Below are 23,211 nucleotides of genomic sequence, written 5' to 3' on the forward strand. Positions count from 1 at the left end.
TAGACTCACCGACCATGACCGACGACCACGGGCGTCCGGAACCGCCGTTCGCGGCCGGTGAGACGGCGACGCTCCTCGGGTTCCTCGACTACCAGCGCGCGACCCTGGCGTGGAAGTGCGGGGGAGTGGACGCGGCCGGCTTGAAGGCCACCGTGGGCGTCTCGTCGGTGACGTTGGGCGGGTTGCTCAAGCACTTGGCCTACGTCGAGGACGACTGGTTCTCGCGGTGGCTGCACGGGCGCGACCGGCAGCCGCCGTGGGACGCGGTCGACTGGAAGGCCGACCCCGACTGGGAGTGGAACTCGGCCGCCGACGACTCACCGGAGCAGTTGCGCGCGCTCTGGCAGGACGCCGTGGCCCGCTCCCGTGCCTCGGTCGATGAGGCGTTGGCCGCCGGAGGCCTGGAACAGCGGTCCAAGCGCACCTGGCCGGACGGCAACGCGCCCACCCTCCGCTGGATCCTCGTCCACATGATCGAGGAATACGCCCGGCACAACGGCCACGCCGACCTGATCCGCGAGTCGGTGGACGGCGCCACCGGTGAATAGCCGTTGGTCGCGCTCCAGGTTGTGGTGACAGGATTCCGGGCATGTTCTCCGGTGATTTCGAGGTGCACCTGACCGGCTCCGCCGAGGAGGCTGACGCGCTGGCCGCATTCGCCTCCCGGCGGGGTGCGAAGTTCACCCACATCCTGCTCAGCCGCGGCGAGACCCCTTCCCAGCCGATGCTGACGGTGCAGGGCAGCGGCACGCTGGAGGACCTGCACCGGTTGGCCGAGGGCTGGCGGGCCGACCTGGCCGCGGAGGGGCTGGGGCTGCTGCGGGTCAAGATCGAGGCCGCGCCGTGGAACGAGGGCGTGCCCGCGTCGGACCTGGAGGCTTCCGACGAGCTGTACTTCGAGCACCACGTGAAGGTGCTGCTGCCCTCGGACGACCGCGACAAGGTCGACCGGTTGAGGTGGACGATCGCGGAGAACGGCGCGAACGTGTCGCGCAACGCCCGGCGGCGACGCGGCCGGCACGAGGAGCGGTTCGTCACGCAGCGGTGCCGCGGGGTGGGCCGCGCCACCGCCCGGATCCGCCTGGACGCGCTGCTGGCCGTGTTGCGCGATAGCGGGTACGAGGTGCTTGAGGTCGAGGAGGAGTACGTCGTGCACGACGACGCGCTGCACGTCGACCGCGGGTGGCTCGACCCGACCCGGTGGGGCGATCGGCACAACGTGCGGGACGACCTGCTCGGCAGCGAGGCGTCCCGGGGTGACGCGCCGTCGACCTTCCGCCCTCTGGCGGTCGAAGGGCGGGACGTCCTGCAGAACCGGGTGTTCGACCCGGCGATGAAGCACTTCACCCACGCGTACCGGGCGGGCGAGCCGTTGTTCGGCGACGAAGACGAGGGCGCTCGCTGGTCGGCCGCCCGGCGAGCCGCGATGGCGCACGTGCTCGCGGTCGTGGCCGCCTCGCCGTGGGCGGGGAACCTGGTGCTGCGCGGCAGCGTCGCGCTGCGCGCCTGGCTCGGCGAGATCGCCCGCGATCCGGGCGACCTGGACTTCGTGGTGGCGCCGAAGACCTTCGCCCCGGACGGCCCGGAGGCGCGGGCGATGCTGGAGGGCCTGGTGGCGGCCGTCGCCGCCGATCCCGGTCCGGGGCTGCGCGCCGACCGGGTGGTGGCCGAGCACATCTGGACCTACGAGCGGGTGCCGGGCCGGCGGCTGGTGTTCCCGTTCGACGTCGAGGACCTGCCGCAGGGCGCGGTGCAGGTGGACGTGGTGTTCAACGAGGACCTGCCCGACGCGCCGGTCACCGTCGAGGTCCCGCCGCTGGGCACGCGGGTGCTCGCCGCGTCGCCCGCCCTGTCGCTGGCCTGGAAGCTCCAGTGGCTGGTGACCGACAAGTACCCGCAGGGCAAGGACCTCTACGACGCGGTGCTGCTGGCCGAGCGCACCCCGGTGTCGCTGGACCTCGTCCGCGACCTGATCCGTCCCGAGCTGGGCGACGAGGCCGACGCCTTCACCTGGGCGTCCGTGCTCGAGCTGCCCGTCGACTGGGAGAACTTCCGCGCCGAGCGGCCCGGCGTGGCGGGCGACGCAGGGCCGTGGCTGCGCAGGCTGGCCGACGCGCTGTCCCGCTCGTGAACCGGTGCCCCGCCGGCCCGTGATCGACGCGGTGAGATCCTGCCCTCGCGTGGCCGGCGGGACGTAGCCTGCCGTTGTGCGTCCTCTGTCGTGGTTGACGCCCCTGTTGTGCGGGGTGGTGTTGGTGGCCGGCGCGTATGCCGGGTTGGCGGGGCTCGGGGAGACGCGGTGGGCGCCGTTCGTGCTCGGGCTCGCCGCCCTGGTGCTGGTCGACGCGGTCGGCTCGCGTTACCCGGCTGCGGCGGTGTTGGCGGTGCAGGCAGGGCTGGTGGCGCTCGTCGCGTTCGCCGACGGGTCGGGGATGGCGCGGGTGTTGTTCCTGCTGCTGCCGTTCGGCGCGTACTTCGCGTTCGGGCGGGTGGTCGCGGTGGGGATCGGGGTGGCGACGGTCGCCTTCCTCGTCGTCGCCTTCCAGCTCACCGTGCCGGGGTGGACGCGGTCCGTCGAGCACGTCTCGGACCTGCTGATGTTCGGCATCGGGCTGGTCCTGGCGCTGGCCATGGCCGAGCTGTCCGCCGCCGCCGAGCGGAACCGGGTGGCGCGGGACATCCACGACGGCCTCGGCCACCACCTCACGGCCGTGTCGGTGCTGCTCGAGAAGGCGTCGGCGTTCCGGGACCGCGATCCCGAGGTGGCGGACCGGGCCGTCGCGGACGCCCGTGAGTCGGCCCGGCGCGCGTTGGAGGACGTCCGCACGTCGGTCCGCGCACTGCGCGAGCCCTTCCGGCTGGGTGAGTCGCTGGCCGGGTTGACGCGCGGGTTGGGTGTGTCGGTCGACTGCACGGGTGACGAATCCCGTTACGCCCCAGGCACTTTGCTCGCGCTCTACCGGGCCGCGCAAGAGGGGATCACCAACGCGATGCGACACGCCCAGGGCTCCGACGTGCGAGTGACACTCCACTGTGGACCCCGTGAGGCACGGCTGGTGGTGGCCGACGACGGTCCCGGCTTCCCGCCCGAACGCGAGGGTTTCGGCCTGAACGGGCTGCGGGAGCGGATCGCGCAGGCCGGTGGCTCGGTCGAGGTCGTCGGCGACTCGGGCACCCGGCTCACCGTCGTGGTGCCGAGGGGGACGGCGTGACCGACGTGCGCGTGATCGTGGTGGACGACCAGCAGCTCATCCGCGAGAGCATCGCCGCCCTGCTGGACATCCAGCCGGGCATCTCGGTGGTCGGCACCGCCGGTGACGGCAAGGCCGCGGTCGACCTCACCGTCGCCGAGGACCCGGACGTGGTCCTGATGGACGTGCGGATGCCGGTGATGGACGGCATCGACGCGCTCGGTGTGCTCCGTCGCCGCAACCCGCGCACCAGGGTCGTAATGCTGACCACGTTCGATGACGAGGAGTACGTGGTGCGCGCGTTGAAGGCGGGGGCGAGCGGCTACCTGCTCAAGGACCGGCCCGCGGTCGAACTGGCCGCCGCCGTCCGGCTCGCGCACTCCGGCGTGGTCCAGTTCGACCCGGCCGCCGCGGCCCGACTGGCGACCGCGCTGGGACACGGGCTGGGACACGGGCGACCGGTTCCGCCACAGCTCGACCTCACCGAACGCGAAGTGGACGTCCTGCGGCTGGTCGCCACCGGCTCCACCAACCGGGAGATCGCCGGACGCCTGCACCTGAGCGAGGGCACGGTGAAGAACCACGTCTCCCGCATCCTGGGCCGGCTCGGCCTGCGCGACCGCACGCAGGCCGCCGTCTACGCCCGCGACCACGGACTCCTATAGGACGGTCACACCGGGATCATGCCCATGAACAGCAACAGGTTCGGCGATCCCGCGCCCGGATTGGTGATCACGCCCGGCGTGGCGTTGGCCCGCAGCGCCTCGGCCACCGCGACCGCCGAGTCACCCGGGAACTTCTGCCGCCACAACGCCGCCACGCCCGCCGCGTGCGCGGACGCGGTGGACCCGCTGATGGTCGAGTACGCGGTGTCCGACGTGCCCCACGCCGACGTGATGTTCACGCCCGGCGCCCACACGTCGATGCACGGCCCGTAGTTGGAGAAGCTCGCCTTCGCGTCGTTGACGTCCGTCGCGCCCACGGTCGTGGCCAGCGGGGTGCTGCCGAGGGAGTAGTTGCAGGCGTTGGCGTTCGAGCTTCCCGACACCACCGAGTAGTGCACGTTCCCGTTGATCGACGCGGTGATGGCGTTGTTGAACGGCTGGTTCAGCGGGCCTCCCAACGTCATCAGCGCGACAGCCTTGGAGCCGCTGGCCGCGGCGTCGTTGGTCGCCCAGTCGATGCCGGCGATGATCTGCGAGTACGTGCCGGAGCCCTGGCAGTTGAGCACCCGCACGGACACCAGCGTCACGTCCTTCGCCACGCCGGTGGTCTGGCCGCCGACCGTGGCCGCCATGTGCGTGCCGTGGCCGTTGCAGTCGTTGCCGGGCGGGGTGACGCCGCCGACGGTGTCCAGTCCGGGCACGGCACGGCCCTCGAACTCCTGGTGCGTGTACCGGATGCCGGTGCCGAAGATGTACGCCCGCACGGCCGGGGCGGTGTTCGGGTGGAAGTACTTGTGGTCCAGCGGCAGGGAACGCTGGTCGATCCGGTCCAGGCCCCACGACGGCGGGTCCGGCTGCACGCCCAGGGCTTGCGTGCTGACGGCCGGAGGGACGACCTCCCGCGCGGTGACGTCCTGCGCGGTCAGCCGCACCCGCACGTCCTGGGCGACGTAGGCGACGCGCGGGTCGGCGGCGAGCCTCTTGGCCTCCACCGCACTCGTCCTCATGGCGAACCCGGCCAACGCCGTCCGGTACGTGAACGTGACGCCGGGCGTGGCAGTCAACGCGGCCAGGTCGTCGTGCCGCTTCAGCACCACGATGTAGCTGCCCGCCACGGCCTGCGGGTGCCCGGCGTAGAGCACCGCACCGACCGGGGCGGCTTGTGCGGGTGCGCCGGCGAGACCGGCTAACAGCGCGGTCGCCACCGCCAGATGTCTGATCTTCACAGCTCCTCCAACATGCAGGGGTCGTCGGGGAACGTGCTCGACTCGCTCTTGAACCACAGCACGGCGGTGAGGGCGACGACAGGTCCGATCAGAGTTCAACTATCAGTCGCTCGGGCGTCAACTTCAGTCGATAGAGTCGCTGTGACTGCATTCGGTGGTCACCATTGGGCTGAACGGGTGAACGCGCGCGGTCCGGGCTAACACCGGATCGGGGGGCGTCGACAGCAAGGCACCGACGCGCGCATCCAGGGGGTTCGGCGCTCATGGCCAAGAAGAAGAACGGTTTGCAGACTTCGCTCCGGAAGTTCGTGCGCACGAAGGGCGCCGACTACCTGCGAGACCCGAACGTGTCCTCGATCGGGATCGGCTACAAGGTCGCCGACGGCAAGCCCACGAACGAGATCGCGATCCAGTTCACCGTGCGGCAGAAGGCCGCGCCCGAGGCGTTGGGCGCGCTCGGCACCGCGCTGCTGCCCGAGACGATCGAGGTCGACGGCGTCCCGGTGCCCACCGACGTGCTGGAACGCGACTACCGCGTCGACTTCCACGTGGTGCAGGAGACGGTCAGCGACGTGCGCAAGACGCGGATCGACCCGGTGGTGCCGGGCGTCAGCGTCGGGCACGTGCGCGTGTCCGCGGGCACCCTCGGCTGCATCGTGTACGACAGGGTCGACGGCACCCCGTACGCGCTGAGCAACTGGCACGTCCTGCACGGGCCGCAGGGCGCGTTGGGCGAGGACGTGGTGCAGCCCGGCGTGCACGACGACAACCGCACCGAGCGCAACCGGCTGGGCCGGCTCGTCCGGTCGCACCTGGGCGCGGCGGGCGACTGCGCCATCGCCACCGTCGAGGGCCGCGGGTTCGAGTCGGAGATCCTGGACCTGGGCGTGCCGGTGGACAAGCTGGGCGAGCCCGAGCTGGGCGACAAGGTCGTGAAGAGCGGCCGGACGACCGGCGTGACGCACGGCGTGGTCCGCCGCGTGGACACCATCGTCAAGATCGACTACGGCCCCGGTGTGGGTCAGCGGCAGATCGGCTGCTTCGAGATCGGACCGGACCCGGCGCGGCCCGCGGCCGACGGCGAGATCAGCATGGGCGGCGACTCCGGCGCGGCGTGGATGTTCAAGGCGTCCAACGGCAAGACCGGCAAGACGATGGCCGGCCTGCACTTCGCGGGCGAGGCGGGGGACAGCACGGACGAGCACGCGCTGGCGTGCCTGCCCGCGTCCGTGTTCGAGAAGCTGGGCATCACGGTCAAGCCGCCGAAGAAGCCCGAGGTGTCGCTGGTCGGGTTCGACGGCGACTTCCTCGGCGTGCCGGTGGGCGTGCCGGAGCTGGGTGAGGCGACCCGGGCCGACGCGGTCGAGCTGAACGGGTCGACGGTGATCGACTACACGCACTTCTCGCTGGCGCAGAGCAAGTCGCGCCGGTTCGCGTTCTGGGTGGCGTGGAACATCGACGGCGGCGGGCTGAAGTCCATCAACCGCAGCGGCATCCCGTTCGTGCTGGACTCGCGGTTCCCGGCCGAGTTCCAGGTCGGCGACGAGCTGTACCGGGGCAACCGGCTGGACCGCGGGCACGTGGCGCGGCGCGCGGACCTGCTGTGGGGGCCGCAGGCGCTGGCGGAGAAGGCCAACCGGGACTCGTTCTTCTTCACCAACATCACGCCGCAGATGGACGACTTCAACCAGAGCATGCGGCGCGGGCTGTGGGGTCGGCTGGAGGACGCCGTCCTGTCCGATGTGGACGTCGACGACCTGAAGGTCAGCGTCTACGGCGGTCCGGTGTTCCGCTCCGACGACCGGGTGTTCCGCGGCGTCGCGTTGCCGCGCGAGTACTGGAAGGTGATCGCGTTCGTGTCCGCCGGGGTGCTCAAGGCGCGGGCGTTCGTGCTGACGCAGAACCTGAACCAGCTGGAATCGCTGGAGCTGGACGAGTTCCGGGTGTTCCAGGTGCGGTTGGGCGAGGTCGAGGAGCGGTGCGGCTTCACGTTCCCGGCGGCGTTGACGGCGGCGGACACCCTGGTCGTGCCGGAGTCGGTGGAGGAGCGGGCACCACTGGAGGCGTTGACCGACATCCAGTGGTGACCGACATCCAGCGGGTGGTCGGCTACTTGGCGAGCGCGTAGTCCTTGAGCACGACCGAATCGTGCACGCGGACGGCGTTGCTGTTCAGCTTGGCCAACAGTTTGCCGAACGACGGCATCTTGGCGAAGAGGCGCAACGCCTGGCGCATCGTCCACACCTCGCGCGAGGTCGCCGGGACGAGGCGCTTCGCCGCGCCCACAGCGAACGCACGGCTGCGTCGCACGTAGTCGCCGATCTCCGCCTCGTACGCCGGGAACGCGACCGCCGGGTCACCGTGCGCCGCCGCCAGTTCGCCCGCCAGCACGTACGCGGCGACCACGGCGAGGCTCGTGCCGCCGCCGACCGCCGGGCCGGGGCAGCAGCCCGCGTCACCGACCAGCGACACCCGGCCACGCGACCACGTGTCCATCTGGAGTTGGGTGATGGAGTCGAAGTAGAACGTGCCGTCCATGTGGTCCAGCCACCGCGCCACCTCGCCGCCCATGTCCGCGAACGCCTCGCGCAGCAACTCCTTCTGCCGCTCGACGTCCCGGTAGTGGTAGACCAGCGGCTGGTCCGAGCGGAACAGGAAGGCGGCGCGTGCGTCCGGCAGGTGGTCGGTGCTGTACATCGCGGCCATGCGGCCGACGTCGGTGTAGGTCAGCGTGCTGTCGTGCAGGTCGAGGTAGTTCGGCAGTGAGAGCACGGCGAGGTAGGCGCCGATGAACAGTTCGGGCACGTCGCCGAACACCAGCCGCCGCACGTTCGAGTGCAGCCCGTCCGCGCCGATGACCAGGTCGAACCGGCGTGGTTCGCGGTGCTCGAACGTGACTTCGACGCCGTCCCCGTCGTCGGTGATGGACGTGATCGAGTCGCCGAAGAGGTAGTCCACGTTGTCGCGCGTGGCGTCGTAGAACACCTCGGCGAGGTCGTCCCGCATGATCTCGACGTGCCGGTTCGACACCGCGCCGAACAGTGTGCCCATGTCCACTTCGACCGGGCGTTTGCCCTGGCTGTGCACGATCATCCGGTCCGTGCCGGTGGCGAGTTCCAGGATCTGCGGCAGCACGCCCATGCGTTCGGCGATGTCCATCGCGGGTCGGAACAGGTCCACCGAGTGGCCGCCGGTCTTGCGCGGTCCGGGCGCGCGTTCGACGACCGTCACCTCGAACCCGTACCTGGCCAGCCAGTGCGCGAGAACCGGGCCGGCGACGCTGGCGCCGGAAATCAGAATCCCCATGGCGAAACCCCCTTACTTACCGGATAGTAAGTGGAGCGGCTCGCGGGCGCAAGACTGACTGACCGGTCGGTAGGCTCCGGGCATGGCGAGAGGGTCGGACACGAAGGCGCGCGCGCAGGCGGTGGCGCGCGAGCTGTTCCTCCAACAGGGCGTGCGGCGGACCACACTCCAGGAGATCGCGGACCGGCTCGGGGTGACGAAACCGGCGCTCTACTACCACTTCGCGTCACGCGAGGAGTTGGTGCGCAGCATCGTGCAGCCGTTGATCGAGGACGGGGACGCGTACGTCGCGGAACTGCAATCACGCCCGCCGGCCGGCCCCAGACCGTTGCTGGAGGGCTATTTCGACTTCCACTTCAAGCACCGGGACGTCGTCGCGCTGATGGTGCGGGAGCTGGTGGCGTTGGCGGACCTGGGGCTGGTCGACCGGGTGATGGACTGGCGGCTGACCCTGGCGACGCTGTTGGTCGGCGAGAACCCGTCGCTCGCGGACGCCACGCGTGCGACGGTGGCGTTGGGCGGGCTCGCCGACTGCGTGCTGGTGTTCGCCAACGAGCCCGTGGACGACCTGCGCGTCGCCGCCGTCGACGCCGCTTGTGCGGCCCTCAGGGTTTGACGTTTCCTACGTCCTGGCCGCGCGGCACCTGGCGTCACCCCAGGGCGGCGGAGACGATCGGGGCCAGTCGGTCGGCGATCTTGCGGTGGCCCTGGTCGTTCGGGTGCACGTTGTCGGTCGTATCGGTGGCCTCCACGATCCAGCCGGTGGTGTCCACGAATCGGATCTTCGGGTCGTTCACCGCCCGCACGGCCGCCTGCGTCTCCGGGATGTACCGCTTCCGGAACGTCTGCATCGCCAGCACGGTCGCCGTCGGGTACTTCTCGCGCGCCCGCCGCAGCAGGGTCACGTACGCGCTCTGGAACTGCGGCCCGGTGACGCTGTGCCCGACGTCGTTCGTGCCCAGGTTGATCACCACGACGTCCGCCCGGTACCGGGAGAAGTCCCAGTTCGTCGCGTCGGCCTGCAACCCCGTGCGGAGGAACCGGTCGCTCATGCCGATGCACCCGTCCGCCGCCGACACCAGGCACGCGCCGCCGACCGCGATCTGCGTGTGGCCGGCGCCGAGCCGTTCGCCGACCAGCCACCCGTACGCCGTCAGCGCCTGCTTGGACGACTGCTGCCCCACGGTGATCGAGTCGCCGACGAACTCCACGATCCGCGACGGCACGGCGGGTGCGAACGTCGTCGCGCCCGCGTCCAGCACGACGCCCTGGAACACCGCGTCACCCCGGTACGACCCGGCGATCGGCCGGTACGACACGCGAAGGGTGTGGTTGCCGCTCGCCAACGGGGTCGGCGTGAGGTCCACCGTGCCGCTGCGGTTGACGTACGACACGTCCGGGCCGCCGTCGATGCTGACGTAGAAGTCGATGGCGTTGCGCTGCCGCAACTTGACCGTCCGACCGGTGAACCCGACCACCACGTACGCGCCCGCCCACTCCGACACGTAGGCGGCAGGGTTGCCGTAGTTCCAGCGGCCGAAGTAGCGGATGTTCGGATCGGTCGGCAGACCCACGGTGGCCGTGCCGAGGCGCACGAGCTGCCACTGCTGGTTGGTCCCGCCGGTGTCGTCGTACTGGGAGATCCGCGCGCCGTCGGCGGTCGAGCGTTCCCAGACGTCCAGCGCCTTGCCGCTGTTGCGGTTGACGAACCGGACGTGCCCGCCGTCCGAGTCGGCCAACCGGAACTGCTGGTTGGTGGCGTTCTTGTCGGTCCACTGCACGACGTTCGCGCCGTTGGCGGTGGACGACGACGCGACGTCCACGACCTTCCCGCTCAGCCGTGACTTCAGCCGGTAGTAGCCGCCGCCGGAGTCCACGAACTGCCACTGCTGGCCGGCGGAGTCGGTCCGGGTGCCCTGGGTGACGGCAGCACCGTCCGATGTGGACACGACCTGCACCGCTTTGCCGCTGTGCCGGGAGACCAGCACGTACGTGGCGGTGGTGTCGACGGTCGCGGCGGCGGCCGGTGGGGTGGCGAGCACGGTCCCCGCGACGAGCGCGAGTCCGGTCAGCGTGGCAGTGAGCTTCACACCCGAGCACGCTCCTGCGGTCGTTGATCGCCGTCAACGGCCGCATCTCGTTTGGGCGCCTATTCGACAGTCACGAGGTTCTCCGCAGCCGGGTTCAGTCCCACCAGAACGCCCACGAGCCGTTGTCGATGAGCCGTTCGGCGTACGCGCCCAACGGGGCGGGTTCGCGGCCCTGCCAGATGTTGTCCGGGCAGAACGCGAAGTGCTCGGCGGCGACAGCGAGTGCTTCCTCGCGGTCGGCAGGCGGCGCGGCGACGCTGAGGAAGAGCGTGGCGAACCCGACGCCGACGACACGCGCGCCGAAGCGGTGCTCCCAATCGCGCAACACCGCTGAGATTTCGGCGGTGTCGTTGGTGTAGTTGGTCGGGCCGGTCCAGCCGGCCACGGTCACCGCGTCGGCGCCGCGGTCGGCCGCCACCAATCCCAGCCGCATCGACCCGCAGGTGGTCAGCAGCTCGTCGGCGAAGTCGTCGGACGCGCGGTCCGGGTCGGTCCGCACGGCCGGCGGTGACGTCAGACCGGGCCACCGACGACCGTATGGTGCTGTGACCGCCAGTCGTTCGGCCGCAGTGAGCATGTCGTCGTCATCGATGCGAGTGTGGCTGTCCCACCAGGAGGACAGAAGATCGGCGGGGTCGTGCAGGTCGGGCGAGGACATCTCCTCCGGCAGCACCTCGCCGTTCCCCCAGGGGCGGAAGTCCTCGTCATGACGGCGACCGTCCAGCAGCAAGGGCCACAGTCCCGAACGGGCGTGCTCGGCGCGCAGCCGAGCCCACATGCCCGCCAGGGCCGGTCGGTCGCTGAGCCAGAACGCCGGCGCGTCACCCTTGCCCTCATCAGAGACGACGGCACGCCCGGGTGGCAACGACACCGACAAAGTCCGACCGGTGGTGTTCCCATCGGCGAACAGGCCCATCAGGTCGATCGGCAGCGACGGTTCATCGATCACCCGACGAAGAGTAGTTGGTGGGCCTCGACATGCACCCCACACGTCGACGCCCACGGCGTCGGGCGCGGGCACAGGCGACGCAGAGACCGGATGCCGCACCGACATGCCCGTCACCACCGCACCGGGAGTTCGGCCAGGCCGCCGGTCAGCACGTCGCGGCGCATCCGCAATTCCTCCACGCTGACGGTCAGCCGCAGTGTCGGGAACCGTCGAACCAGTTGCGAGAACACGACTTGCAGCTCGATGCGGGCCAGCGGTGCGCCGATGCAGTACCGCGCACCGTGTCCGAACGTCAGGTGGGCGGTGGCCGGGCGGGTGATGTCGAGGCGGTCGGGGTCGGTGAAGACGGTCGGGTCGTGGTTGGCGGCGCCGTTGTCGAGCAGCACGAGTTCCCCGGCTTTGACGGCGACTCCGTCGATCTCCAGGTCGGTTCGGGCGTAGCGGGGAATCCCGCCGCCCTTGCCGGGCGCCCGCAGGATCTCCTCCACCGCGTTCGGCACGAGGTCGGGTCGGTCGACCAGGGCGTGCCACTGTTCCGGGTTGGTGAGCAACAGCAGCGCGCCCAGGCCGATCTGCACGACCGTGGTCTCGTGTCCGGCGAACAGCAGCGCCATGGACAGCCCGGCCGCCTCGGCGTCGGAGACGCCCTCGGTCGCGCACAGTCGGGAGATGACGTCGTCGTCGGGGTCGGTGCGCTTGTGGGCGACGAGTTTGAGGCCGTAGGCGAACAGTTCGCCCAGGCCACGTTCGGATCGGGTCCGGTCGCGGGTGTTGGCGGCGTCGGCCGTCCACGCGCGGAACTCCTCGCGGTCCTCGTAGGGCACGCCGAGCAGTTCGCAGATCACCAGGATCGGCAACGGCACCGCCACCGCGGCGTGCAGGTCCGCCGGGGATCCGTGCTCGTCCACCTCGTCCAGCAGCCCGGTGGTCAGGGCCTCGACCCTGGACCGCAACGCCTTCATGTGCCTGGGGGAGAAGTGGGGCTGGAGCAGGGACCGCATCCGGGCGTGGTCGGCCTGTTCGGTGCCGAAGTCGCCGAGCGGACCGCCGAACAGCGCCGACTCGCCGGTCCGGGCCGCGGTCTCCGGGGCGGGGTGGGAACGGCCGAGCCGGTCGTCGTCCAGCAGTCGCCGCACGTCGGCGTGGCCGGTGACCAGCCACGCCTCGTCGCCCACGGCGGTGCGTACCCGGTGGACCGAGCCGCGTGACTGGAGTTCGCGCAGCCGCGGCGCGACCCCCAGCGGATCCGACTGCTCGAACGGCAACTGCGCCGGGGCGACCATGACGACCTCCATCAAGTTGATCCTGTCTTGTACAAGACGACATAAACAACGTACTTGTATAGTCTGCCTTTAACAAGAGGGGGTCGACATGGTGGCAGAGGCCAGGAAGCCTGTGCGACGGATGCCACGCGCCGAGCGGCGTGAGCAGATCCTCGACGCGGCCACCCGCGCGTTCGCCCGCACCGGGTTCGCCGCCACCGGTCTCGACGACGTGGCCGCCGAAGCCGGCGTCACCCACGTGATCCTCTACCGGCACTTCGCCTCGAAGAACGAGCTCTACCGCGCCGTGCTCTACCGCGCCTGTGCCCGACTCGCGGACACCGTCGGGACCGACGACTTCGACCACACGAGCCTGCCCGCGCTGATCCGCGCCGCCGCCGCGGATCCCGACGGGTTCCGGCTGCTGTTCCGGCACGCCGCGCGGGAACCGGAGTTCCGCGACGTGATCGACACGATCCGCTCCGGGTCGACCGAAGTCACCCACCGGCACCTCGCCGACGCGATCCCCGACGGCCCGTGGCGGGAGTGGGCGGCACGCATCGTCCCCACATTCACCCTCGAAGCCGTCCTCGCCTGGCTCGACCTCGGCCAACCCGACCCGGACGGGGCCGCCGAACGCATCGGCCGCGCCGTCCACGGCGTGATCCAGGCCGCCCACACCGACTGATCACACCGCCCTGGCCGTCGACACGTTGTCGGGGTGATCTGAACGGGCGGAGGCGCGGGGACGGTTTTATCGTCGGGCCGGGAGGTCGACGTGGCCGAGCGGGTCGAGGTGGGGCGCGGGGCGCGGCGTGCCGTCATCGCGGTGATCATGCTCGGGATGCTGCTCGCCGCGCTGGACCAGACGATCGTGGCGACCGCGCTGCCCACGATCGTCAGCGACCTCGGCGGCGGCGGGCACCTGTCGTGGGTGGTCACGTCCTACCTGCTCGCCGAGACCATCATGACCGCCCTGATCGGCAAGTTCGGCGACCTGTTCGGCCGCAAGCGGGCGTTCCTGGTGAGCGTCGTGCTGTTCATGGTCGGCTCGTTCCTGTGCGGCTGGGCCGACTCGATGACGTGGCTGATCCTGGCTCGTGCGGTGCAAGGGCTCGGGGCGGGCGGGCTGATGGTGACGTCCGCCGCCGTGATCGCGGACGTCGTGCCGCTGTCCGAGCGCGGCAAGTACCAGGGGTTCATCGGCGCGGTGTTCGGCGTCGCCACGGTGGTCGGCCCGCTGCTCGGCGGGCTGTTCGTGGACCACCTGAGCTGGCGCTGGGCGTTCTACGTCAACCTGCCGTTGGGCGTGGTGGTGCTGGCGGTGGGCGCGTTCGCCTTGCCGGGCCTGAGCGGCGTGGGGCGGCCGAAGATCGACTACCTGGGCATCCTGCTCATCGCGTTGGCCGCGACCGGCCTCACTCTTGTCACCAGTTGGGGTGGTGTCGAGTACCCGTGGGCGTCGGCGACCATCGTCCTGATGGCGATCGGCTCGGTGATCGCGCTGGGCCTGTTCGTGCTCGTCGAGACGCGTGCCGCCGAACCGATGCTGCCCATGCGCCTGTTCCGCAGCCGTGTGTTCACCGTGTGCACGGTGCTGAGCTTCGTCGTCGGGTTCGCCATGCTCGGCGGCGTCACGTTCCTGCCGACGTACCTGCAATACGTGCACGGCGCGTCCGCCACCCAGTCGGGTCTGGAGATGCTGCCGCTCGTCCTCGGCCTGCTCATCGCCTCCATCACGACCGGCAACGTGATCAGCAAGACCGGCCGCTACCGGGTGTTCCCGCTGATCGGCAGCCTGTTCATGGTCGGCGGACTGCTCTTGCTGTCCCGGCTGAACCCGGACACGTCGTTCTGGCAGGCGTCGACGTACATGCTCGTGCTCGGCCTGGGCGTCGGCATGTGCATGCCGGTGGCGATGGTGGTCGTGCAGAGCACCAGCAGCTACGAGGACCTGGGCGTGGCCACGTCCGGTGTGAGCTTCCTGCGCACATTGGGCAGCTCGTTCGGGGTGGCGGTCTTCGGCACGGTGTACGCGAGCAACCTGCCGGGCAACCTCGCCGCCGCGATCCCGCCGGGCGTCGACCCGGCCGCCGCGTCGAACGTGCAGGCGCTGCACGCCCTGCCGGACCAGGTCAAAGCGCCGATCATCGCCGCCTACGCGGACACCCTGCACACGGTGTTCCTGGCCGCCGCGCCGGTCGCCGCGGTCGCGTTCCTGGTCGCCTTGTTCCTCAAGGAAGTGCCGCTGCGCGACACGGCCCGTGCCGCCGCCACCGAGGTGGGCGACAACTTCGCCGCGCCGCACACGTCCGACTCCGAGGACGAGCTGGAGAAGCTGGTAGCCCTGATCTACAGCCGCGAACGCCGCGACCCCACGCCGGAAGTGCTGCGGGCGTCGGACATCCCGCTCACCCATGCGCAGGCGTGGCTGGTGGTGAAGGTGTTCCGGCAGAGCGTCGACCACGGACACGCCACCCTCGAACGCCTGGCCGAGACCACGAAGGTGCCCGCCGGCGTCTTCGAACCGGTGGCACGCCAACTCCAGACCCGGGGCTACGTCACCGAGTCCGACGGCCGGTACCGCTTCACCCCGCAGGGCACCGACGTGTTCGCCGACCTGGTCGCGGCGTGGCGGCGCTGGTTGCTGGTCAAGCTCACCGACTGGAACTGCGACGACACCGAGTTCGCCGACGCGGTCGAACGCGTGGCCACCGAACTCACCACCAGCGGCCGAGCCCTCAGCACCGGCCGCCACGCCGTCGTCTGACCGCATTTTGCGGAGAACGAGCTTTCCGCCTGTGCGACAGTGACGACCGGGAGTCACGGTCCTCTCAGGTCGGCGCTTGTCCCGACGCGGTCGCCGATGGGGGACGGTGGGACAGGGGGATGGTCACATGGTCGTGGACCAGGGAGCGAACACCGCCCAACTGCGGTTACAAGGCGAGATCGTCGCCTTGCTGGAGCGCTGCGAGAGTCTGCGCGGCGAACGCGGGCGCACCTTGCTGGTGAACATGCTGTCCGACGTCCTCGGCGAGCCGGTGTCGTTGGAAGGCCCGGAGGTCCACCTCCAGTTCCTCGGCCTCGTCCGGTGGTGCTGTCGGCACGCGGGTGGGTTGCGCGCCCTGGTCGACTGCCTCAGGTTGCTGGACCCGCACGCGCCCGAGGTCGCCGAGTTGGTCGACCTCGGCGACGAGTGGGCCGCGTGCCGGGCGCTGCCGACGCGGGACTGGGACCGGTTGGCGAAGGCGCTGCGGTCCCTGCGGCTGTCCGACGACCCGTTCGAGGAACGACGTCAACTGCGTCGCCTGGCCGACGTGGCCACCGACGGTCATTGCGACGACCTGCCCGTGCGCTGCCGTTCGGCGTGGTCGCTGTTCCTCCACCTCGCCGACCACAACGCGGGCCTGGGTTCCATGCCGCCCGCGATGGTGTTCGTGGACTGCCTCGCCGGACGGCTCGGGGACGGCGCCCTGGCGGACGAGCTGCGTCGCTGCAACTGGCGGCTGGCCGAGAAGTTCGAAGTGACCGACCTCGTCGAACAGGCCCGGTGGCGCGACGAGATCAAGACCGACGACGATGACCCGGATGTGGTGCACCTCGTCTTCGAAGTCGACCCGGACCCGGTCGACCGGACGAAGGTGGTGCTCTCGCACTGGTTGAACTGGAAGGGCTCGGGCTGGCACGGCCGTCGCCGTGGTGACGCCGCCATCGGCCGGGAGGACCTGGAGTCGGAGGTCGACCGCGTCCTCGCCGAACTGGAGGCGGAACTGGGCATCACCCCGGCGGCCGAGCGGGTGAGCGCCATCGTGGTCGAGTTCGCGCTGCCCTGGGAGATGATCAACACGGCGGTGGAGTTCTGGCCGAAGGCCTCTCCTTCCGACGTCACCGTGCCGTTGGCGGTCGATCACCCCGTGCTCGTGCGGAGCCTTGAACGGACGAGGGCGCAGCGGTACTGGCTGGTGTGGAAGCAGCGCTGGCGTGCCGTCTCGGGCGAGACGGCACGCCCGTACTGGAGCCGCACCAACGGCGGCTGGGACCTCACCGGCATGGCGGTGGACCTGAACGACACCTCGATCGTGTCGCTGGTGCTCAGCGAACCACCGGGCGACCGCCGCAGTCGGGCCTGGCACGAGGCCGCGATGGCGTTCCGGGCCGGGATCCCGATCATCATCTGGGACCGGGAGGACTGTTCCAGCAGCCACTTCCACGAAGCCGTAACCCGACTGTTCGCCAGTGGTGACGTCCGCCGGCTACCGGACCGGTTGGCTCGGTTGCGCCGCGAAGCGCTGCTCGCGAATGACGCGGATGGACCCCACGCCGGTCGCAGTCTTGCCGTATTGTGGGACGACGCAGAGCGTTTACCGGAACCACTGGCCTCGGGTTGGGGTTCGCAGGGAGGTATCTGAGCCATGCCCCGCAGGCGCGCACTCGATACCCGACACGCATTGGTTTCCTATTCACCCGGTAGGCCCAAAAGGGCGATCGCCCGAAACGGTGATGGCGTAGCCGATTTCACGGTGTCGATCCGATTACCGGCGAGCTTCGGAATCGATTCACTTCGCCAATACGCACGCGTCGGGAGGATGTGACGGTGCGCGCCGCCCCCGAGGCCGTCGACGCGCGAACGGCAGCCGGTTCGGACGTCCACGAGTGGACGGCGGACGGGCTGCGGGACGTGCTCGCGCCCCTCGTCGGCCAGTCGCACGACATCGTGGTCGCCGTCGACGAAGGTCCGGCGATGTCGATCTGGGCGCCGACGGTCGATGACTTCATCCGTGCGCTCGCGGAATCGGGTGTGTTCGGGAGCGTCACCGTGTGCGCGCTGGGTGTGGACGACAGCGGTCGGGTGACGCTGCGCGGCTCCGACGGGGGAGATCCACTGGACCTGACGGGTTCCGGGCGCTGTCTGCTGCTCGCCCTGACCGACGCCGTCGACCCCACCTGGCGGTTGGGCGGGGCGTGGGCCGCCCTTCGCGATCTGGGTGCCGCGCACTCCGTGGCCGTGGTGAGCCCGCTGTCGTGGTGGGCGGCCTGTCGCATCGGCACGGACCTGCACCGCTTGCGCCTCAAGGCCGTCGAGCCGGGCGCGCCGAACCACTTCCACGAGTGGGAACCGCAGGTCGACGTGCCCGGGATGTACGACGACCTCGGCGACGTCGTGGCGGTCTCGTTCGTGGAACTGGCGCCGGCGGCCCTGCGCGAATGGGCCACCCTCGCCGCGGCGACCGGGTGGGCCAACCTGGGCGCGGCCCTCGTGCCCGCCCAGCCTCGCCCGGCGACCGGGACTCTTCACCGGGGTGAAGCGACGGTCGACGTCGCGGAACTCGTCGCGGCGTACCGCGCCACCGCGTCGAAGGTGGTGTTCGACCTGGCCGTTCACCTGGCCGTCGCGCCGCTGGAGATGCCACTCCTCGTTCGCATCCTCGAACTCCTCCATCCGGAGGCCGGGCGTGCGGCGCTGTCCGAGTTCCTCGCTAGCCCATTGGTGGTGACCGCGCCCCACGGGTCCGACACCGACGAAAGCCGAGCCGAATTCAGTTTCGTTGCCCGAGGTGTTCGGGAGGAACTACTGGCACACGGGCGACGCATCGACACCGACCGGGTGCGCAAGCTGGTCCGTGATTACCTGGAAGAACGCCGACCGGAGGTTGTCGCGTTCTCCTCGTCGCTGGATGAGGAACCGGTGTCGGCCCCTTCGGTCAATGTCGCGCCACCCCACGTGGCGGAAGCGGAGCGGGCGCTCTGGGGGGCCTTGTCAGGAGTCCACTTGCGCCGCAAATCCCTCTTGATAGACCCCGAGGACGAGAGGCGCCTGGCGATCCGGAATGATGCAAAGAGCGGAGCATTACCCTTTGATGGACAGGACCGAACACGTGTTCGTGAGGACACGGCCGATGTCGAGCGAAATGCAGGAGGAGTAAAGGTGACTGCCGTCGAGCAGCAAGAAAGGAGAAAGGCCCTCGCATCGCCCGTCTTCGGCGGCGTGCCGCCGAGGAACGTCAACTTCACAGGGCGGGCGGACCTCCTCCAAGAGCTCGAACGGCGCCTCGTCCGGGGTGGGACTGCGGCCGTGCTGCCCGAAACGCTCCACGGCATGGGCGGTGTGGGCAAGTCGCACCTGGCCATCGAATACGCCTACCGCAACCGCGCGAATTTCGACCTGATCTGGTGGGTGCCGGCGGAACGGTCGGTCAAGATCGTCAACTCGTTGGTGGACCTGGGACAACGCCTGGGCCTCGAAGGCGGCGCCGAGTCCAACGTGGCGGTCCAGGAGGTGCTCGACGCCCTGCGCAGCGGCAACCACCCCAAGGTGCCGACCAACTGGCTGCTGATCTTCGACAACGCCGACAGCCCCGACACCGTGCAGGAGTACCTGCCCACCGGCGGCTCGGGACGTATCCTGGTCACCTCGCGCAATTCCCAGTGGTTGAGCGTCGCCCGACCTCTTGAGGTCAACGTCTTCCAGCGTGCCGAGAGCGTTCAGTTGTTGCGCCGACGCGACCCCGAACTCAGCGAGGAAGACGCCGGTCGCCTGGCCGAGGCGTTGGGCGACCTGCCGCTCGCCGTCGCGCAGGCGGCGGCGTGGCGCGTGGAGACCGGCATGCCCGCCGGCGAGTACTTGGAGCTGCTGGCCGAGAAGCAACTGGAACTGCTCAACGTCACCACGACCCTCGACTACCCCGAGTCGGTGGCGGCGATGTGGGACCTGTCGCTCAACGAGCTCAAGCGCAAGAACCCGTCGGCGCTGAGATTGCTCCAGGTGTGCGCGTTCCTCGCGCCGGAGCCGATCAACCGCACGATGTTCAGCTACAGCCGCAACATCACCGGTGTGCCGGCCGAGCTGTCCAGGGTCCTGCGCGACCGCCTGCGGCTCAACGAGGCCGTCCGCGATATCAACCGCTTCGCGTTGGTGCGTGTCGACCACCGCACGAACTCCATCGAGCTGCACCGCCTCGTCCAAGCCGTGCTCATCAGCCAGATGAGCGAGGACGATCGCGTGATCATGCGCAAGGCGGCGCACCTGATCCTGAGCGAGAACGACCCGGAGGCACCGGAAGAGCCCGACAACTGGCCGACCTATGTCGACCTGAGCGCGCATCTGGCCGCCTCGAACGCCTACGAGAGCGATGCCGAGTCGGTCCGGTCGCTGCTTTACAACCTGGTCGTGTTCCTCTACCGGTGGGGCGAGCACCAGCGCAGCATGGATCTGTCCGGGCGGATCTACCGGATCTGGTTGGAGCGACTGGGGGAGGACCACCCGGAAACCTTGCGGATGGGCCGTTGGTACGGCTTCATGCTCTGGGTGCAGGGCCGGTATGCCCAGGCGGCCCCGCTCAACCTGGACCTGCTGGACCGGCACCGCCGCGCCTTCGGCGAGGAGCACGAGGAAACCATCAAGGCGATCGGCCAGGTCGCCGCGGACAAGCGCGCGGAGGGCGACTTCGTCGGCGCGCTGGAGCTGTCGAAGCGCAGCTACGACATCTGCGTGCGCTATCTCGGCGACGAGGATCCGGTGACCCATGGCGCGGCGCACAACCTCAGTGTGAACCTCCGCCTCGTCGGTGACTTCGCCTCCGCCGTCACCCTCGACGCCGACACCTGGGACCGCAGGGTGCAGATCTACGGTCAGGAGCACGAGGTGCCGCTCTACACCCAGGTCGGCCTCACCCTCGACAAGCGGGAACTCGGTCACTACCGGGACGCCGCATCCGAGCACGAAGAGATCGTGCGCGCGTACGAACGGCTCAGTGTGGGGCGACCGCTCAATCCGGCATGGCTCCACGCCATGCGGCACCTGGCCGTGATGCGGCGCAAGGCGGGTGACCACGAGGGCGCGATGCGGGCGGCGGAGGCGGCGTTCGAGGGTTTGCGGCGGCGGTACGACCTCGACCACCCCGACACGCTCGCCGCCGCGTTGGCCCGTTCCATCGAGCTGAGGCACTTGGGTCGCCACGAAACGGCCGCGCAGCTCGGGCAGGACACGCTGAGCCGCTATGCCAAGACGTTGGGGGCCGACCACCCCCACACGCTGTCCGCGGCCGTGAACGTGGCGATCCTCCGCCGCTTGAAGGGTGACTTCGAAGGTGCCCGCGAACTGAACCAGGCGACGCTGGCCGGCTTCCACGCCCGCTTGGGTGATGGCCACCCCTCCACGTTGATCACCGGGATCAACCTGGCCAGTGACCTGCACGCGTTGGGGGACTGGCAAGGCGCCCACAAAGCCGATGTCGAACTGCTGAGTCGGGTGACAGCGGTCTTCGGCATCGACCACCCCACCGCATTGGCTTGCCAGGCCAACCTCGCGCAGGACTTGCGTTCACTCGGGCGCACCGACGAGGCGGACGAACTCCACCTGCGAGCGGTGACCGTCCTGCGGGAACGGCTCGGGCAACACCACCCCGCGGTGTCCGAGTTGAGCGACCCCGGGGTGCGGGCGAACTGCGACATCGACCCGTTGCCGCTCTAGTGACCCCGACCCAGCCACTCGGCGAGGCGCTCCACGTCGGGCGTCTCGCCGGTGGCGGCGATCCTGCTCCGCACGGCGTGGACGACGTGCGGGCGTTCGAGCAACACCCGCGACGCCGGACCAGGTGACAGTTCGCGCACCGCGATCCCGAAGCCGGACCACGCGACGGGCCGGTTCGAGCCTTCGGCCAGTTCCGTCGCGTACAGCGCGTGCGCCCGTGCGTGGTCTTCCACCACGATCGCGAAATCCGCCTCGGTCAGGTCTTCGGCGATCTTGTGGAGATGACCCGGAGGGCCTGACTGCAACGCGTCGAACTCCGCCCGGCCAGCCAGCAGGACGCGGGTGAGGATCGCCTTCGTGTCCAGCCTGGGTGGCGTGGGGGCGGCCACCACGGGGAAGTGGGTTTCGGGGGGTGGCGCAGGCCCGCCCGCGAGCCATCGCTCGGCGCACTCCTGCACATGTGCCTGTTCCGGGCGGAGGTGCGTGGCGCGCCACGCCGCGCGGTGGTCCAGTGCCGCCGTCTCGGCGGCTGAGAGCAGTTCGGCCGGCACGGCGGCCTCCGCCAGCGCCTCCAGCCGCTCCGCCAGGCGAGCCGCGAACCTCCGTCCGAGGTCGGTCAGCGAAGGGTGCCGGCGCAGCGCGTAGAGCGCTTCGGTCACCTGGATTCGAACGAGGGCGAACTCGAAGTGCCCCAGAGCGGCGTCGGATCCGTTCAAGTGCTCGCGTTGTCGCGCCCAGAACTCCGCGACGGCGAGGAAGGCGTTCACCCCTTGGTACAGACCGGATACCGGACGCGGGTCGTCGCGCCACGGCGCGTAGGAGGTGGCGGACGGGTCCACGCGGGTCAGTTGTGCCAGGTGACTGATCGCGTTGAGCTTGCTGTGCTGGTACTCGTGAACCAGCGTCACGGCCAGCTGCGAGGCGTCGTGCGGTTCGGAGATGATCGCGGCGCCGTAACCTTCGCCGACAGACCCGCTGTACGGTCGGAAGCGGTAGGCCGCGCGGCGCGGTGTGATCACCGACAGGCCGCTGGAGAGCTCCCGCGCGTGATGCGGGTGGTTCCGCTCCAGGATCGTCCACGCGTCGGCGAAGACCTTGTTCCATCGCGTTGCCGACGATTCCGACAATGGTTCGGGGTGCTCGGGGATCTCCAATCCCCGGTACGGTCCGGTGTCGTCCAGGTGGATGCGCGGCGCGCCGGAGCCGACCTCGTCCCCGAGAATGCGAATCGGCTCACATTCGACCGGGTGGGCCGCGCCGCTGCCGGTTTTCACCGTCAACCCCGACGCATCCGCAACCAACGCGCCGTGACCCCATTCGGTCGCATCGGGCACTCGCACGGTGCCCAGGCCGGGAAGGGTGCCGATTCCATTCCATAGCGGAATCGCCATCGTGAAACGCAATTTTGCGGACAAGCCCGCCGCGGCGGCCAAAAGATGCAGTTGGCCGATGTGGAACCACACCGGCGCGGTATCGGTGACCTTGTTCCGGAGGCGACGCAGGACGTGCGCCAACCACATGCCGACCTGTGGGCGTGCCAGCAGGTCGGCCACCGCTTTCGGATCGGCGCGCTCGGCCGCGATCAGGAGTTCCCACGCCTCCTCCACCGGCGGCAACGGGCTTTGCGGGGTGTGGTGGTGGCGGGCATGGTGCAACACCAGGCGCAAGGCGAGCAGTCGTCGTGTTCGCTCGATGTGGTGCAGCAGCGCCGAGGCGTCGCCCTTGGTTCGTTCGGACGCCAAGCCGTCCAACTGGGCAAGGGACATGCCGTGGTGGGGCGGCGATATCCCGTGCGCGGAGTTCCAGCCTGCCACCTCGTGGTCGCCCCTCGTCATCGGCGCCGGGTGCAGGAGTCCTGGTGGCCGCCCACGCTGCCGCTGGCGTGGTCCACCTGTCTGAGGAAAACGACCGTCGACGCCGCCAGGATCTCGTCGTCGAATGTGTCCAACGCGTCGAGAGGAACGTTCGTCAAGTCGACCAGACCGGAGTCGATCCGAATTGCCGATTCATCCACTAGTGGGCCTCCCGAGTTGGCCACCGGGTAGCGGCGCC

General features: G+C 69.9%; 17 protein-coding genes. 10 read left to right on the forward strand and 7 right to left on the reverse strand.

Annotated features, from left to right (window positions below; translation table 11 throughout):
- The first annotated feature begins 14 nt into the window (after positions 1–14).
- The 4 genes from F4560_RS02845 (at position 15) to F4560_RS02860 (ending at position 3,856) form a co-directional block, all read left to right on the forward strand.
- Positions 15–548 carry a DinB family protein gene (locus F4560_RS02845; protein WP_184915795.1) on the forward strand — a complete coding sequence of 178 codons (534 nt, stop codon included), beginning with the start codon at positions 15–17 and terminating at the stop codon, positions 546–548.
- A 41-nt stretch (positions 549–589) separates the two neighbouring features.
- The gene (locus tag F4560_RS02850; protein WP_184915798.1) at positions 590–2,131 is read left to right on the forward strand and encodes a nucleotidyl transferase AbiEii/AbiGii toxin family protein; all 1,542 of its coding nucleotides are present in this window, start codon (positions 590–592) and stop codon (positions 2,129–2,131) included.
- A gap of 76 nt (positions 2,132–2,207) precedes the next feature.
- Positions 2,208–3,212: a sensor histidine kinase gene (locus F4560_RS02855; protein ID WP_184915801.1), complete on the forward strand. Its 1,005-nt coding sequence runs from the start codon at positions 2,208–2,210 to the stop codon at positions 3,210–3,212.
- The gene (locus F4560_RS02860; RefSeq protein WP_184915804.1) at positions 3,209–3,856 is read left to right on the forward strand and encodes a response regulator transcription factor; all 648 of its coding nucleotides are present in this window, start codon (positions 3,209–3,211) and stop codon (positions 3,854–3,856) included. Before F4560_RS02855 ends, F4560_RS02860 begins: the two co-directional genes overlap by 4 nt.
- A 5-nt stretch (positions 3,857–3,861) precedes the next feature.
- On the opposite strand, the gene F4560_RS02865 is transcribed toward F4560_RS02860, so the two are convergent.
- Positions 3,862–5,082: a S8 family peptidase gene (locus tag F4560_RS02865; RefSeq protein ID WP_312868258.1), complete on the reverse strand. Its 1,221-nt coding sequence runs from the start codon at positions 5,080–5,082 to the stop codon at positions 3,862–3,864.
- 263 nt (positions 5,083–5,345) lie between these two features.
- Between F4560_RS02865 and F4560_RS02870 the strand changes: the two genes are divergently transcribed.
- Positions 5,346–7,169 (forward strand): DNA/RNA non-specific endonuclease, encoded by a 1,824-nt coding sequence (locus tag F4560_RS02870; RefSeq protein WP_184915807.1) that lies wholly within the window; start codon positions 5,346–5,348, stop codon positions 7,167–7,169.
- Between the two features lie 22 nt (positions 7,170–7,191).
- Here F4560_RS02870 and F4560_RS02875 read toward each other — a convergent pair whose 3' ends face one another.
- Positions 7,192–8,388, reverse strand: a complete 1,197-nt coding sequence (locus F4560_RS02875; protein ID WP_184915810.1) for an FAD-dependent monooxygenase — start codon at positions 8,386–8,388, stop codon at positions 7,192–7,194.
- An 82-nt stretch (positions 8,389–8,470) separates the two neighbouring features.
- Between F4560_RS02875 and F4560_RS02880 the strand changes: the two genes are divergently transcribed.
- Entirely contained in the window at positions 8,471–9,004 is a 534-nt protein-coding gene (locus F4560_RS02880) for a TetR/AcrR family transcriptional regulator (RefSeq protein WP_184915813.1), read from the forward strand.
- Positions 9,005–9,038: 34 nt separating this feature from the next.
- Here the strand turns inward: F4560_RS02880 and F4560_RS02885 are convergent, their stop codons facing one another.
- From F4560_RS02885 to F4560_RS02895, 3 genes are all read right to left on the reverse strand, one after another.
- A complete protein-coding gene (locus F4560_RS02885) occupies positions 9,039–10,478 on the reverse strand; it encodes an RICIN domain-containing protein (protein WP_184915816.1) in 1,440 nt (479 codons plus the stop codon).
- 94 nt (positions 10,479–10,572) lie between these two features.
- Entirely contained in the window at positions 10,573–11,427 is an 855-nt protein-coding gene (locus F4560_RS02890; RefSeq protein WP_312868263.1) for a DUF4253 domain-containing protein, read from the reverse strand.
- A gap of 110 nt (positions 11,428–11,537) precedes the next feature.
- The gene (locus F4560_RS02895) at positions 11,538–12,722 is read right to left on the reverse strand and encodes a cytochrome P450 (protein WP_184915818.1); all 1,185 of its coding nucleotides are present in this window, start codon (positions 12,720–12,722) and stop codon (positions 11,538–11,540) included.
- A 109-nt stretch (positions 12,723–12,831) separates the two neighbouring features.
- On the opposite strand from F4560_RS02895, the gene F4560_RS02900 reads away from it, so the two are divergent.
- From F4560_RS02900 to fxsT, 4 genes are all read left to right on the forward strand, one after another.
- Positions 12,832–13,377: a TetR/AcrR family transcriptional regulator gene (locus tag F4560_RS02900; RefSeq protein ID WP_246478055.1), complete on the forward strand. Its 546-nt coding sequence runs from the start codon at positions 12,832–12,834 to the stop codon at positions 13,375–13,377.
- 147 nt (positions 13,378–13,524) lie between these two features.
- Complete coding sequence (locus tag F4560_RS02905) at positions 13,525–15,459, forward strand: MDR family MFS transporter (RefSeq protein WP_184928859.1); 1,935 nt, start codon at positions 13,525–13,527, stop codon at positions 15,457–15,459.
- Between the two features lie 127 nt (positions 15,460–15,586).
- Complete coding sequence (locus F4560_RS02910) at positions 15,587–17,098, forward strand: VMAP-C domain-containing protein (RefSeq protein ID WP_184915824.1); 1,512 nt, start codon at positions 15,587–15,589, stop codon at positions 17,096–17,098.
- Positions 17,099–17,283: 185 nt separating this feature from the next.
- The gene (fxsT, locus tag F4560_RS02915; protein ID WP_184915827.1) at positions 17,284–21,159 is read left to right on the forward strand and encodes an FxSxx-COOH system tetratricopeptide repeat protein; all 3,876 of its coding nucleotides are present in this window, start codon (positions 17,284–17,286) and stop codon (positions 21,157–21,159) included.
- Here the strand turns inward: fxsT and F4560_RS02920 are convergent.
- Both F4560_RS02920 and F4560_RS02925 read right to left on the reverse strand, forming a co-directional pair.
- Positions 21,156–22,994 (reverse strand): HEXXH motif domain-containing protein, encoded by a 1,839-nt coding sequence (locus F4560_RS02920; RefSeq protein ID WP_184915830.1) that lies wholly within the window; start codon positions 22,992–22,994, stop codon positions 21,156–21,158. The genes fxsT and F4560_RS02920 overlap by 4 nt on opposite strands.
- Entirely contained in the window at positions 22,991–23,173 is a 183-nt protein-coding gene (locus F4560_RS02925) for a hypothetical protein (protein WP_184915833.1), read from the reverse strand. Before F4560_RS02925 ends, F4560_RS02920 begins: the two co-directional genes overlap by 4 nt.
- Between the last annotated feature and the right edge of the window lie 38 nt (positions 23,174–23,211).

This window comes from Saccharothrix ecbatanensis, assembly GCF_014205015.1.
Taxonomy (GTDB): Bacteria; Actinomycetota; Actinomycetes; order Mycobacteriales; family Pseudonocardiaceae; genus Actinosynnema; species Actinosynnema ecbatanense.

Excerpts from the sequence above, each read along its gene's own strand:
- F4560_RS02845 (WP_184915795.1), top strand. The coding sequence starts at position 15 with ATGACCGACGACCACGGGCGTCCGGAACCGCCGTTCGCGGCCGGTGAG.
- F4560_RS02850 (WP_184915798.1), top strand. The coding sequence starts at position 590 with ATGTTCTCCGGTGATTTCGAGGTGCACCTGACCGGCTCCGCCGAGGAG.
- F4560_RS02870 (WP_184915807.1), top strand. The coding sequence starts at position 5,346 with ATGGCCAAGAAGAAGAACGGTTTGCAGACTTCGCTCCGGAAGTTCGTG.
- F4560_RS02875 (WP_184915810.1), bottom strand. The coding sequence starts at position 8,388 with ATGGGGATTCTGATTTCCGGCGCCAGCGTCGCCGGCCCGGTTCTCGCG.
- F4560_RS02880 (WP_184915813.1), top strand. The coding sequence starts at position 8,471 with ATGGCGAGAGGGTCGGACACGAAGGCGCGCGCGCAGGCGGTGGCGCGC.
- F4560_RS02895 (WP_184915818.1), bottom strand. The coding sequence starts at position 12,722 with ATGGAGGTCGTCATGGTCGCCCCGGCGCAGTTGCCGTTCGAGCAGTCG.
- F4560_RS02900 (WP_246478055.1), top strand. The coding sequence starts at position 12,832 with ATGCCACGCGCCGAGCGGCGTGAGCAGATCCTCGACGCGGCCACCCGC.
- F4560_RS02905 (WP_184928859.1), top strand. The coding sequence starts at position 13,525 with ATGCTCGGGATGCTGCTCGCCGCGCTGGACCAGACGATCGTGGCGACC.
- F4560_RS02910 (WP_184915824.1), top strand. The coding sequence starts at position 15,587 with ATGGTCGTGGACCAGGGAGCGAACACCGCCCAACTGCGGTTACAAGGC.
- F4560_RS02920 (WP_184915830.1), bottom strand. The coding sequence starts at position 22,994 with ATGACGAGGGGCGACCACGAGGTGGCAGGCTGGAACTCCGCGCACGGG.